Annotated in this window: 10 protein-coding genes; 4 read left to right on the top strand and 6 right to left on the bottom strand. The window is 69.0% G+C overall.

What is annotated here, in order from left to right:
• The first annotated feature begins 67 nt into the window (after nucleotides 1-67).
• Nucleotides 68-889, top strand: a complete 822-nt coding sequence (locus KUG38_RS04595) for a glycosyltransferase family 2 protein (RefSeq protein WP_216919418.1) — start codon at nucleotides 68-70, stop codon at nucleotides 887-889.
• A 140-nt stretch (nucleotides 890-1029) separates the two neighbouring features.
• Here the strand turns inward: KUG38_RS04595 and KUG38_RS04590 are convergent, their stop codons facing one another.
• The 6 genes from KUG38_RS04590 to tig form a co-directional block, all read right to left on the bottom strand.
• Entirely contained in the window at nucleotides 1030-2880 is a 1851-nt protein-coding gene (locus tag KUG38_RS04590; protein ID WP_216919416.1) for a DNA polymerase III subunit gamma/tau, read from the bottom strand.
• A gap of 27 nt (nucleotides 2881-2907) precedes the next feature.
• Complete coding sequence (locus KUG38_RS04585) at nucleotides 2908-3642, bottom strand: lecithin retinol acyltransferase family protein (RefSeq protein ID WP_216919414.1); 735 nt, start codon at nucleotides 3640-3642, stop codon at nucleotides 2908-2910.
• A gap of 83 nt (nucleotides 3643-3725) precedes the next feature.
• Nucleotides 3726-4709, bottom strand: a complete 984-nt coding sequence (locus KUG38_RS04580) for a glycosyltransferase family protein (protein WP_216919412.1) — start codon at nucleotides 4707-4709, stop codon at nucleotides 3726-3728.
• Nucleotides 4710-4712: 3 nt separating this feature from the next.
• Complete coding sequence (gene clpX, locus KUG38_RS04575) at nucleotides 4713-6086, bottom strand: ATP-dependent protease ATP-binding subunit ClpX (RefSeq protein ID WP_216919410.1); 1374 nt, start codon at nucleotides 6084-6086, stop codon at nucleotides 4713-4715.
• Between the two features lie 143 nt (nucleotides 6087-6229).
• Entirely contained in the window at nucleotides 6230-6856 is a 627-nt protein-coding gene (gene clpP / locus KUG38_RS04570) for an ATP-dependent Clp endopeptidase proteolytic subunit ClpP (RefSeq protein WP_216920161.1), read from the bottom strand.
• Between the two features lie 156 nt (nucleotides 6857-7012).
• On the bottom strand, nucleotides 7013-8476 hold the full coding sequence (gene tig, locus KUG38_RS04565; protein WP_216919408.1) for a trigger factor: 1464 nt from the start codon (nucleotides 8474-8476) through the stop codon (nucleotides 7013-7015).
• Nucleotides 8477-8746: 270 nt separating this feature from the next.
• Here tig and KUG38_RS04560 point away from each other — a divergent pair, with 270 nt between their 5' ends.
• The 3 genes from KUG38_RS04560 to KUG38_RS04550 all read left to right on the top strand — a co-directional run bounded on the left by KUG38_RS04560 (nucleotide 8747) and on the right by KUG38_RS04550 (nucleotide 12843).
• A complete protein-coding gene (locus KUG38_RS04560; protein WP_216919406.1) occupies nucleotides 8747-9829 on the top strand; it encodes an aspartate-semialdehyde dehydrogenase in 1083 nt (360 codons plus the stop codon).
• A 71-nt stretch (nucleotides 9830-9900) separates the two neighbouring features.
• A complete protein-coding gene (dapA, locus tag KUG38_RS04555; RefSeq protein WP_502988685.1) occupies nucleotides 9901-10755 on the top strand; it encodes a 4-hydroxy-tetrahydrodipicolinate synthase in 855 nt (284 codons plus the stop codon).
• Between the two features lie 78 nt (nucleotides 10756-10833).
• Nucleotides 10834-12843, top strand: a complete 2010-nt coding sequence (locus tag KUG38_RS04550) for a ribonuclease J (protein ID WP_286195629.1) — start codon at nucleotides 10834-10836, stop codon at nucleotides 12841-12843.
• Nucleotides 12844-12848: the final 5 nt, after the last annotated feature.

The raw sequence follows: 12848 nt of genomic DNA, 5'->3' as shown, positions 1-12848 counted from the left end.
AATGGATGATCAAGACCCCGTCTCTGGGTAAGGATCTCAGGGCTTCGGCGCTCTCTTCTCACGGACCATGAATCCGGTCCCTCCGTCTGAATCCAGGCCGCTTGATGTCATCTGCAGAACCTTCAATTGTGAAGGCACACTCCCTGCTGTCCTTGCGGCCATCGGCCGTAGTGAGGGTGTTCATCCACGCTTTCTCTTTGTCGATAACGGTTCCACGGACAACACGAGAGATCAATTCCCGGCTGGGGCCGTCGTCATTGATTACAGCCTGCCTGGCTTCAATTATGCCATGGCCATCAATATCGCCATTCCCCGTCTCGAGTCGGACTATGTCCTTGTGATCAGCTCCCATGTGGTCATTGAAAATCCCATGGCGCTTCGCATGGCCATCGAAGCTCTGGATACCCATCCCCGACTTGGAGGTGTTTGTTTTTCCTCCCATGACCATGGCGAGATTCAAGTGAATTTCGTGACCAGCAAAAGTTTCAATGGCTTGAATGGTCTCTGGAACTCCTGCTCTCTCTACCGTTCCAGTCTGTTGCGGGAAAGGCCTTTCAACCCGGAGGTTTACTCGGCGGAGGACCAGGAATGGTCCAAGTGGCTGCTCCATTCCCGGGGATTGACTCTGGCCCATCTGGGCGGAACGGCCATGCAGAACCTGAATCCAAGGCAAATGAGTCTGGAGAAGCGAGTAAAGGAATGGGAGTGTTTGGCCTGGTTCGTTGAGCCAATGTATCTTTCAAACTCCTTTATCAAGGGCCGCTTCTACCGGGCAATCTATGAGCTTTACAGGCGCCATCCCTCCCGATCCTGGTTCTGGTTTCAGGTCGGCTTGGCCCTGATCAAAGTCAGAATCTTCGGTGCCCATGGGCAGTCTCGATATCGTTGAACGGGGGCTCCAGACGCCTCTGACCTTTCGTCTTCCCCCGTGAACCTGTGCCGTTCTCCCGCGATGGTGCCGGCACGTTTCGGAAGGGTTCAGCTGCCCGTGGAAGAGTGTCCGGTCGGCACCGGGTATCGGGAGCCGGGTCAGAGCGATTCGCCGGCGCTGTCGGCGATCACTTCACCGTTGAAGAAGTCGGCGAGCCGCTTCGCCTGCACATCCAGGTGATCGCCCACCAGCGGTGGCGGTGGAGCTGCCGGCCGGGGCGCGGGACGGTCCACGGCCGGTGGATCAGCACGGAGCCCCATGGAGTTCGTGATGTCGCTGACGGTCTCGGGTCCAGGGGCGGGTGGCTGGTCGGCCCGATCGGTGCCTGGCCTGGATGGGGCGTGGGAAGCCGGTGGCTTGGCCACGGCGGGCAACGAAGGCAACGAAGGCGGGCTCTGAATCCCCTGCGCTGGGGGGCCATCCCCCCCCGCCTCAAGGGAAACCTGTCGCGGACTGCCCAGCGCACTGGCCACCGCTTTCTCCAGCAGGGGCAGGCGGCTCTGAACCATGGCCATCCAGGTCCCGGCCACCCGCACCACCGCCCGCCGCTCATCCAGCCGCAGCAGCTGGGCCTGCTGGGAGAGCAGCATCCGGGTGGAGGGGAGTTCCAGCCCGGCCAGGATCTGCTGCCACAGCTCGGCCAGATCCTCGCTGGCGGGCCCCGCACTCGCCGGGGCGGTCACCGGATCCGACGGGGGCTCGGCCGGGGTCGGTGCCAGCGGGGCCGGCGCTGGGGACGGCGCAGCGGCCCCCGCGGGCTCCGGACTGCGGGCGACCCGCTGGCCTTCGGCGCCGGGCGGGTGCGGCCCCGTCGGGGCGGCGGCGGGTGCGGCGGCCACGGCGGCCACGGTGGCCGGTTCGGCGAGCAGGCCCAGCAGCAGCACCTCCAGCCACAGCCGCGGTTGCACGCTGTGGCGCAGCTGCTGTTCGCTGCCCTTGAGCTGGGACTGCCAGCGCAGCAGGCGGGCCTTGCCGATCCGGCGCGCCACCTCCGGCAGCCGCGGCCGCAGCTCGGGTGTCACGCTCGTGAGTTCCAGCCGGTCGGGTGCCACCCCCGCCAGCAGCAGATCCCGCAGCAGGCTGACCAGCCCCTGCAGCACGGCGGCCGGTTCCCGCCCCCGGTCCAGCAGTTCGCGGCAGCCCTCCACCACCTGCAGGGGATCCGCCGCCGCCATGGCCTCGGCCAGCTGCAGCAGCTCCACTTCCGGCACCGCCCCCAGCAGGTCCCACACCGCGTCGGCGGCGATCGGCGCCGGCAGCAGGCTGAGCTGGTCGAGCAGGCTCTCCGCGTCCCGCAGACCCCCCTGGGAGCGCTGGGCCACCAGGTGCAGGGCCTCCGGCGTGATGCCGATGGACTCCTCGGCGGCGATCCACTGCAGATGCCCCACCAGGGCCTCCAGGGGGATGCGGCGGAAATCGAAGCGCTGGCAGCGGCTCAGGATGGTGGGCAGCACCCGCTGGGGATCGGTGGTCGCCAGCACGAACACCACCCGCGGCGGCGGTTCCTCCAGGGTCTTGAGCAGGGCGTTGAAGGCGGCGGTGGAGAGCATGTGGCACTCGTCCACCACGTAGACCTTCCAGCGGGCCTGGACCGGGGCGAAGCGGGAGCGTTCGATCAGCTCCCGGATGTTGTCGACGCCGGTGTTGGAGGCGGCGTCGATCTCGATCACATCGAGGGCGTTGCCGGCGGCGATGTCGAGGCACAGCTGGCAGCGGCCGCAGGGCTCCGGGGTCGGTCCCGGGCTGGCCAGGCAATTGAGCGAACGGGCCAGGATCCGGGCGCTGGAGGTCTTGCCCGTGCCCCGGGGGCCGCTGAACAGGTAGGCCGGGGCGATGCGGTTCTGGAGCAGGGCCTGGCTGAGGGTGTCAGCGACGGCCTTCTGGCCCACCAGCTGGTCGAAGCGCTGGGGCCGGTACTTGTGATGAAGGGGCTCGTAGGCCTGGACCATGCACCCTGCCCTGACCGGATAGGGAGCCTAAGGCGGGCCGTCATCGGACGGATCGGGGCCCGCCGGCTCCAGCAGCCGCTGCAGCCTGTCCTCCATCTCCTCCACCGCGGCCAGCTGGTCGGCCAGGTTCTGCCCCGCCAGGCGCAGCCGCTCGAAGGGGTCGCTGCCCGTGGTGATGGGGCCATCCCCTTCGCCCCAGCGCCGTTCGGCCCGGGCCAGCTCCTCCTCCAGGCGCTCCTGCAGCCGCTGGCGCAGGCCATCCAATTGCTCCAGGCTGCGCCTGGCCAGCTCCCGGCCCCGGGCCAGCTGCTCGGGGTCGAGGCCGCTGGCCAGGGTCTCGGCGAGGGACTGGCCCTGGCGCAGCAGCACCCGCGCCCCGGTGAGCAGGGCCGCCGGCACGAACTGGCCCAAGGCCAGGGCGCCGAGGCTGCCGGTGTGGAGCCAGTCCTCCACCTGGGCGCTGCGATGCCGGCCGGTCTTGCACCAGTGGGCGAAATGCTCGCAGTTGTTGAACAGCAGGTTGTAACGCTGCTCCCCGATGCGGCCCATGGCCCGTCGCAGGGTGACCCCCACCGGCGAGCAGGCGCCCTCCGGGTAGCTCACGGCGCTGATGGGCTCCCCGCGGCTGAAGTCCTGCAGGGGGCTGCGCAGGATTTCCCGGCCCTCCAGGTAGTGGGCCACGGTGCCGTCCCCCAGATCGATGCCGTGGTGCAGGAACAGGCCGTGCTGGCGGGGGGCCTGCAGGTGATCGGCGGCGGCCAAGGAGCGGAGCGGAACAAGGGGAATTCGCTCAGCATCGCGTCACCGCCGTGGCCGGGGATTCCCTCCGGGGTGGGGATAGCCGCTCACCGGGGCGCGCCGCTGCCCCTGCCGGTTCCGCGGCCGCGCTTGAGGAGGTGGAGCACGGTGGCCCGCCGTTGCCCGGAGAGCCAGAGCCGCTCCACCGTCCGGTAGCCGCCGTAGCGCTGGCCGCGCCAGTCGAGCAGACGGGCCAGGCCCCGGCCGGAGTTCGGCCATGGCCTCGAAAAGCGGATCGCCCGCCGCACGTTCGCCGTCAGCCGCTCCGTGCTCAGGTGCTTCGCCTGCTCCACCAGCTGGGCGAAGGAGTGCTCCTTCCAGCCCCCCGCCGACCAGAAGTGCCAGACCACGGCCTCCGGGGAGAGGTCCCAGGACGGTAGGACCATGGTGTTGAAGGCGTTCGGCAGCGTGGCCTGGCTCACCAGGCCGGCCTGCAGGGTGGCATTGAAGGAGGGCTGGTCCTTCAGCAGTTCCCCGGCCCGCACCCCCTCGTGCCAGAGCCGGTGCCATGCGGCAAAGAAGGCATGGACGGCGGGGGTGTCCTTCCAGCAGAACACGCCGGCGTTGAAATATCGCGTCAGATCCAGCGGCCAACCCAGCTCCTGGGCCTTGATGACATGGGGGAGGGTCCGGAGATGCTCGTCCATGTCCCAGCGGTTGTAGTCAGGAACGGCGGCGAACTCCCAGTCGCCCTGGGGGAGGGCCGTGAGGGATCCCCGAACGAGGGTGTCGGCGTCGATGTGGATGCCGCTGCCACGGAGGAAGCGGGGCAGCTGGGTCTTGATCCAGCGATGGCGATAGACCAGCGATCCCTCCGGCGCCTGCACCGCCTCGACGCTGTCGCAGAGTCCCGGCAGACGATGGCCGCTTCCCTGAAGCCATTGCGCGCTCTCCCCGTCACAGACGAGCCGGACGGGGAGGGAGGTATTGGTGATCTTCAGCGACAGGAGCGAGACCAGCGCCATGTCGGCGTAGACCTCGGATCCCTCGCGCACCGTGACGAGGTAGACCGCCTGATCAAGCACAGACACGCGTCAGGCTGTGGCCTGTTCCCCCCGGAGCCCGTCGAGGTCGGCGGCGGCACTGATCGGCAGCACCTTGGCCTTGCTGCGCTGCTCCACCAGTTCCCGGGTGATGGTGAAGGTCTGGACGTCGCGGCGAGAGGGCAGGTCGTACATGACGTCGAGCATCAGCTCCTCGACGATGCCCCGCAGGGCCCGGGCGCCGGTCTTGCGGCGGTGGGCCTCGGCGGCGATGGCCTCGACGGCCCCCGGTTCGAACTCGAGCCGCACGTTGTCCATGCTCAGCAGCGTCTGGAACTGCTTCACCAGGGCGTCACGCGGTTCGGTGAGGATCGCCTCCAGGGCGCTGGTGTCGAGGGGTTCGAGCACCGCGCTCACCGGCAGCCGGCCGATGAACTCGGGAATCAGGCCGTAGCGCACCAGATCCTCCGGTTCGAGGTGGCGCATCACTTCGCTGGACTGCTTTTCCTTGCCGGAGCGCAACCGGCTGCGGCCATCGGCCGGCAGGAAGCCGATCGCGTTGCGGCCCATCCGTTTCTGGACCAGGTCCTCCAGTCCCACGAAGGCCCCGCCGCAGATGAACAGCACCTGGCTGGTGTCGATCTGGATGCAGTCCTGGTAGGGGTGCTTGCGGCCGCCCTGGGGGGGCACGTTGGCCACGGTGCCCTCCAGCATCTTGAGCAGGGCCTGCTGCACCCCCTCACCGGAGACGTCGCGGGTGATCGATGGGTTCTCGCTCTTGCGGGCGATCTTGTCGATCTCGTCGATGTAGATGATGCCCCGCTGGGCCTGTTCGACGTCCAGATCGGCCTTTTGGAGCAGGCGCAGCAGAATGTTCTCCACGTCCTCGCCCACGTAGCCCGCCTCGGTGAGGGTGGTGGCATCGGCCACCGCGAAGGGCACATCGAGCATCTCCGCCAGGGACTGGGCCAGGAGGGTCTTGCCGCAGCCGGTGGGGCCGATCAGCAGGATGTTCGACTTGTGCAGGCGGGTGGCCGTCTGATCCGTCTCGCCCTTGCCGTCCCCCTGCCAGGCCAGCCGCTTGTAGTGGTTGTAGACGGCCACGGCCAGCACCTTCTTGGCCTCCTCCTGTCCCACCACCTGCTGGTCGAGGAAGCTCTTGATCTCCTGGGGCCTGGGGATGGTGGCCAGGGTGGGGGCGGGCCGGGCCGATTTCTTCGCCGGGGTCTTGCGGCCCCCATCGGCCATGGGCCGGCCCGGGGGGCCATGGCCGTGGTGCTCGACCAGTTCCTCGTCGAGGATCTCGTTGCAGAGATCGATGCACTCGTCGCAGATGTAGACGCCAGGCCCGGCGATCAGCTTGCGCACCTGTTCCTGGGACTTGCCGCAGAAGGAGCACTTCAGATGGGCGTCGAACTTGGCCATCGGCAAGGAGGCGGCGGGAGCGGCGGTGGTCGCCCTGGGTATGGCGGCAGGATGGACCTGCCTCCAGGATCGACCCCAGCCGTCGATTTGTCAGTCGTTCCTGAAGTTCGGAGCGGTGATCGGTGACGTCCTGGCCAGAGGCGCTAAGGGACGACAGGGGCTGGGGCGTCATCGACCACCCGGTCGATGAGCCCGTATTCAACCGCCTCTGCTGGGGAAAGGAAGTAGTCCCTGTCGGTATCTTCAGCGATCTTGTCCAGCGGCTGGCCGGTGTGCTCGGCCATCAGTCCGTTGAGGGTGTCCTTCAGGAAAAGGATCTCCCGGGCCTGGATCTCGATGTCCACCGCCTGGCCCTGGGCGCCCCCGAGGGGCTGGTGGATCATGATCCGGGCATTGGGGAGGGCCATCCGCTTGCCGGGTGCCCCACCGGTGAGCAGGAAGGCCCCCATGCTGGCGGCCAGCCCGTAGCAGATGGTGACCACGTCCGGCGCCACCTGCTGCATGGTGTCGTAGATGGCCAGGCCGGAGGTCACCGAGCCGCCCGGGGAGTTGATGTAGATCTGAATGTCCTTCTCGGGATCCTCGGCTTCCAGGAACAGCAGCTGGGCCACCAGGGAATCGGCCACCTGGTCGTCGATGCCGGTGCCGAGGAAGATGATCCGCTCCCGCAGCAGCCGGGAATAGATGTCGAAGGCCCGGTCGCCGCGACCGGACTGCTCCACCACCGTGGGCAGCACCCCCGGTGCGGCGGTGGGGCCCGGAGCGACCATCCCGTTCCAGGGCAGCGGCCCCTGCCAGAGGTTGTTCACGGGGTGGGGGAGGGTCCCCCCGGGGCCCGCCAGGGCGGCGGGCAGCCAGTCGGGGATCAGGGGCGGTCGGGCGTCGATCACGCGGTTTCGCTGGCGGACGGGGGGAGTGGCCACAATCTATGGCTGGGCGTCGTCCTCCCGGGCCTTGGCGCCGGCGGCTCCCTTCTTGGCCTTGGCGGCCTTGGCGGGTTTGGGCGACGCTTCGCCGCTGGCCTCAGGTCCGTCCTCCGACGGGGCCTCCTCCGCGGCCGGGGCCTTGTCGGTGATCGTGCTGTTGGCCTCGAGCCACTCCAGCAGCTTCTCCTTCAGCAGGTCCTCGGCCACCGCCAGCCGCAGCCGCTCCGGGTCGATGGCGGCACTGTCGCTGAGGCCCTTGCGGATCTCGGCCAGCCTCGCCTCCAGGTCGGCGGCGGGCACCTCGATCGTCTCGGCCGCGGCCAGGGCCTTGAGCGCCAGGCTGCGCCGCAGCCGCTGCTCGGCCTCGGGCCGGGAGGTGTCCATCAGGCTGCGCACCAGATCGGGGGTGAACAGCTTCTTGACGTCCATGCCCTGCTGGGAGATCTGCCCGGCGGTCTGCTCGATCAGGTTGCGCACCTCCTGCTGGATCAGGGTCTCGGGCAGCTCCACCTCCAGCTCCTCCACCAGCACCGCCAGCAGGGCCTCGTGGCGGTTGGCGCGATGGCGGCGCTCGGCGTCCTCCCGCAGGCGGGTCTCCAGGTCGGCGCGGAGTTCGGCCAGGGTCGGCTTGTCGCTGGCCTGCTGGGCGAAGGCGTCGTCGAGGGCGGGCAGCTCCCGGGTCTTCAGTTCGAGCAGGGTGATGGCGAACAGGGCCTCCCGGCCCGCCGCCTGTTCCTGGGGGTAGCTGTCGGGGAAGCGGCAGGAGACGTCGCGGCTGTCCCCGACGGCCATGCCGATGATGCCGGCCACGAAGCCGGGGATCATGCGGCCCTCCTCCAGCTCCACTTCCATCCCTTCGCTGCTGCCGCCCTCGATGGCCTCGCCGGTGTCGACGAAGGTGCCGCGGAAGGCGATCTGGGCCACGTCACCCTCGGCGGCGGCCCGGTCCTCCACCGGCACCAGGGTGGCCAGCTGGCGGCGCGACTGCTCGATCAGCTCGTCGACCCGGGCCGGGTCGAAGGGAACGGGCTCCGCCTCGGCCTTGAAGCCTTTGGTGCTGCGCAGGGTGGGGGTGGGCTCCACGTCCATCTCCAGGGTGATGGTGAGCTCCTCCCCGGGCGTGAAGCGCTCCAGAACCCGCTCGAAGGCTTCGTTGAGTTCGGGCCGCCCGATGGCCTCGATGGCCTCCTGCTGCATCGCCTCCCGCACGACCGCATCGACCAGGTCCTCGAGGGCGGTGGCGCGGATCCGCAGCGGTCCGATCTGCTGCAGCAGCACCGGCCGGGGCACCCGTCCCTTGCGGAAGCCGGGCAGCTTGACGCTGCGGCTCAGCTTCTCCAGGGCGGCCTCGTAGCTCTTCTGGCTGCGCCCCGCAGGCACGGCGACCTCCACCGCCAGACGGCTTCCGGGGCGCGGGGAGGTGGTCACCCGGAGGTTGGCTTCGGTGCTGGCGGCAGGACTCATGAAACGGGGCTCGCTTCGGGCAGCCCCCCATCCTAGAAACTGGCCGTTCCGGGCCTCCGCCACGTATTGTGCGATCGACGCATCGGCGCGCCCATATCTCCAACTGAAGAGTTCCATCCGGCCATCAGGCCGGAGGATTTGTCTCAGGTTCCCGTCCCCGGGGGCGCACGCCCCATCCGTTTCCCGAATCCCCTCCCAGGGTTTCCTTCCGGGCCCCGTCTCCAGTCAGCAGGCCCGCTCCCGCCCCGCCACCCGTCCCGTTTCCCCCCGTTGACCGTCTCAGCGACCCTCCCCTCCCCTCCGCGCCACCTGCCCTCAAGGCCGTTGCGCATCGCCATCCTCGGCGCCACCGGAGCCGTGGGCCAGGAGCTTCTGGTCCTGCTTCAGGAGCGGGGTTTTCCGGTGGCGGAGCTGCTGCCGCTGGCCTCGCCGCGTTCGGCGGGCCAGGACCTGGACTGGCAGGGCGAGCGCCTGCGGGTGCAGCCGGTCGGCGCCGACGCCTTTGAGGGCATCGACCTGGTGCTGGCCTCGGCCGGCGGTTCGGTGTCCCGGCAGTGGGCGCCGGTGGCCGTGGCGGCCGGCGCGGTGGTGATCGACAACTCCAGTGCCTTCCGGATGGATCCGGCCGTGCCCCTGGTGGTGCCCGAGGTGAATCCCGAGGCCGCCTTCGCCCACGGCGGGATCATCGCCAATCCCAACTGCACCACCATCCTGCTGACCCTGGCCCTGGCTCCCCTGGCGGCCCGGCGGCCGATCCGCCGGGTGGTGGTCAGCACCTACCAGTCAGCCAGCGGTGCCGGCGCCCGGGCCATGGAGGAACTGCGCGACCTGAGCCGCACCGTGCTGGAGGGCGGCGAGCCGGTGAGCACGGTGCTGCCCCATTCGCTGGCCTTCAACCTCTTCCTGCACAACTCGCCCCTGCAGCCCAGCGGCTACTGCGAGGAGGAGCTGAAGATGCTCCACGAGACCCGCAAGATCATGGGTCTCCCCGAACTGCGCCTGACGGCCACCTGCGTGCGGGTGCCGGTCCTGCGGGCCCATTCCGAGGCCGTCAACATCGAGTTCGAGGAGCCCTTCCCCGTAGCGGAGGCCCGCGAGCTCCTGGCGGTCGCCCCCGGGGTCGAGTTGATCGAGAACTTCGAGACCAACCGCTTCCCCATGCCCACTGACGTCACCGGCCGGGATCCGGTGGCCGTGGGCCGCATCCGCCAGGACCTCAGCGATCCCTGCGCCCTGGAGCTGTGGCTCTGCGGTGACCAGATCCGCAAGGGTGCCGCCCTCAACGCCATCCAGATCGCCGAACTGCTGCGGGACCCCGCCGCGGCCCTTGCCGCCGCCGGAGGTGCCGCTTGAGCACGGCGACCCTGCAGGCGCCCAGCACGGCACCCTCCCCCGAGGCCCCCTTCGGGCGGGTGCTCACCGCCATGGTGACCCCCTTCCAGCCGGACGGGGCCGTCGATCTGGAGCTGGCGGCCCGACTGGCGGACCATCTGGTCCGCCACGGCTCCGATGGCCTGGTGCTGTGCGGCACCACCGGCGAGTCCCCCACCCTCACCTGGCAGGAGCAGCATGAGCTTTTCGCCGCCGTGAAGGGGGCGGTGGGGAGCCGCGCCACCCTGCTGGCCGGCAGCGGCAGCAACTGCACCGCTGAGGCGGTGGAAGCCACCGGTGAGGCTGCCGCCCTGGGCGCTGATGGCGCCCTGGTGGTGGTGCCCTACTACAACAAGCCCCCCCAGGAGGGACTGGAAGCCCATTTCCGTGCCGTGGCCCAGGCCGCCCCGGAGCTGCCCCTGATGCTTTACAACATCCCTGGTCGCACCGGCTGCAGCCTGGCCCCGGACACCACGGCCCGCCTGCTCGACGAGGCCAACGTGGTGGGCTTCAAGGCCGCCAGCGGCACCACCGAGGAGGTCAGCCGGCTGCGCGAACTCTGCGGTGATCGGCTGGCGATCTACAGCGGTGACGACGCCCTCACCCTGCCGATGCTGGCGGTGGGTGCGGTGGGCGTGGTCAGCGTGGCCAGCCACCTGGTGGGCCCCAGGATCCGGGCCATGGTCCAGGCCTTCCTGAGCGGCGACGTCGCCACCGCCCGCGACGAGCACCAGCAGCTGCTGCCTCTGTGCAGGGCCCTCTTCTGCACCACCAATCCCATCCCCGTCAAAGCCGCCCTGGAGATCTGCGGCTGGCCGGTGGGTGCCCCCCGACTTCCCCTGCTTTCCGCCGATACCGCCGTGCGACAGCGCCTTTCCTCGATCCTGGCTGCCCTGCGTCCCACCTGACGCCAAGGCTGATGTCCAGAGTCACCTCCGCTTCCGCTTTCCGTTCCTTTCCATCGCCACCCCTGAGTCCCTAACTACATGTCCAGTCAGAACGTCAATCCCATCGTCCGCTCCGGCAACGGCGCCAAAGCCAAGCACCAGGGCCTGCGCGTCATCCCCCTGGGCGGCCTGCACGAGATCGGCAAGAACACCTGCGTCTTCGAATACGGCGATGAGCTGATGCTCGTCGATGCCGGTCTCGCCTTCCCCAGCGATGGCATGCATGGCGTCAACGTGGTGATGCCCGACACCAGCTACCTGCGCGAAAACCAGAAGCGCATCCGCGGCATGGTGGTCACCCACGGCCACGAAGATCACATCGGCGGCATCCCGCACCACCTCAAGAACTTCAACATCCCCATCATCTACGGCCCTCGGCTGGCCATGTCGATGCTGCAGGGCAAGATGGAGGAGGCGGGCGTCACCGACCGCACCACCATCCAGACGGTGGGCCCACGGGACGTGGTGCATGTCGGCCAGCACTTCAAGGTGGAGTTCATCCGCAACACCCACTCGATGGCCGACAGCTTCACGCTGGCCATCACCACCCCCGCCGGCGTCGTCATCTTCACCGGTGACTTCAAGTTCGACCACACCCCCGTCGATGGCGAGGCCTTCGACCTGCAGCGCCTGGCCCATTACGGCGAGCAGGGGGTGCTGTGCCTGTTCAGCGATTCCACCAACGCCGAGATCCCCGGTTTCACGCCGCCCGAGCGGGCCGTGTTCCCGAACCTGGATCGCCACATCAGCCAGGCCGAAGGCCGGGTGATCATCACCACCTTCGCCAGCTCGATTCATCGTGTGTCGATGATCCTGGAACTGGCGATGAAGAACGGGCGCAAGGTGGGTCTGCTGGGCCGCTCGATGCTCAACGTGATCGCCAAGGCCCGGGAGCTCGGCTACATGCGGGCCCCCGATGATCTGTTCGTTCCCATCAAGCAGATCCGTGATCTGCCCGACCGCGAAACCCTGCTGCTGATGACCGGCAGCCAGGGCGAACCGCTGGCGGCCCTCAGCCGCATCTCCCGCGGCGAGCACCCCCAGGTGCAGGTGAAGTCCACCGACACGATCATCTTCTCGGCCAGCCCGATCCCCGGTAACACCATCTCGGTGGTGAACACCATCGACCGGCTGATGATGATGGGCGCCAAGGTCGTCTACGGCAAGGGCGAGGGCATCCATGTCTCCGGCCACGGCTGCCAGGAGGACCACAAGCTGATGCTGGCGCTGGCCAAGCCGAAGTTCTTCGTGCCCGTGCATGGCGAGCACCGCATGCTCGTCTGCCATTCCAAGACGGCCCAGTCGATGGGGATCCCGGCCGATCACATCCTGATCATCGACAACGGCGACGTGGTCGAACTCACCCCCGACAGCATCAACAAGGGTGAGCCGGTGAAGGCCGGTATCGAGCTGCTCGACGCCTCCCGCAACGGCATCGTCGATGCCCGGGTGCTCAAGGAACGCCAGCAGCTGGCCGAGGACGGTGTCATCACCCTGCTGGCGGTGATCACCACCGACGGTGTGATGGCGGCACCGCCGCGGGTGAACCTGCGCGGTGTGGTCACGGCCGCCGATGCCCGCAAGCTCTCGGTCTGGGCTGAGCGGGAGATCACCTGGGTGCTGGAGAACCGCTGGAACCAGCTGGCCCGCAACACCGGCGGCAAGGCCCCCGATGTCGACTGGGTGGGCGTGCAGCGGGAAGTGGAGGTGGGCCTGCAGCGCCGCCTGCGCCGCGAGCTGCAGGTGGATCCGCTGATCATCTGCCTGGTGCAGCCCGCCCCCGCCGGCACCCCGGCCTACAAGGGTCGGGCCGATGCCGAGCCCGACACCCGGCCGGCGCCCCGCGGCGGCCGCAGGGATGGGGGTGGGCGCCAGCCCGCCGCCGTGCCCCAGCGCCAGCTGGTGACCGCAGCCGCCCCGGCGGCCGCCACGGCCACGGCCACCGTCGCTGCGCCGGCCCCCGTGGTGGCGGCCAGCAAGGCCCCCGTTGAAGAGCCGGAACCCACCGGCCGCGTCCGCCGCCGCCGCTCGGCCGCGACGGCGGGCTGATCGCC

It is taken from the genome of Synechococcus sp. CCAP 1479/9 (genome assembly GCF_019038535.1).
GTDB lineage: Bacteria > Cyanobacteriota > Cyanobacteriia > PCC-6307 > Cyanobiaceae > Cyanobium.
Note: the sequence above shows the minus strand (reverse complement) of the source record. Positions and strands in the feature narration are given on the sequence as shown.

Coding starts and splice junctions, on each gene's coding strand:
- dapA (WP_502988685.1), top strand. CDS start 9,901: ATGGTGACCCCCTTCCAGCCGGACGGGGCCGTCGATCTGGAGCTGGCG.
- clpP (WP_216920161.1), bottom strand. CDS start 6,856: ATGGTCGCTCCGGGCCCCACCGCCGCACCGGGGGTGCTGCCCACGGTG.
- clpX (WP_216919410.1), bottom strand. CDS start 6,086: ATGGCCAAGTTCGACGCCCATCTGAAGTGCTCCTTCTGCGGCAAGTCC.
- KUG38_RS04550 (WP_286195629.1), top strand. CDS start 10,834: ATGTCCAGTCAGAACGTCAATCCCATCGTCCGCTCCGGCAACGGCGCC.
- KUG38_RS04590 (WP_216919416.1), bottom strand. CDS start 2,880: ATGGTCCAGGCCTACGAGCCCCTTCATCACAAGTACCGGCCCCAGCGC.
- KUG38_RS04595 (WP_216919418.1), top strand. CDS start 68: ATGAATCCGGTCCCTCCGTCTGAATCCAGGCCGCTTGATGTCATCTGC.
- tig (WP_216919408.1), bottom strand. CDS start 8,476: ATGAGTCCTGCCGCCAGCACCGAAGCCAACCTCCGGGTGACCACCTCC.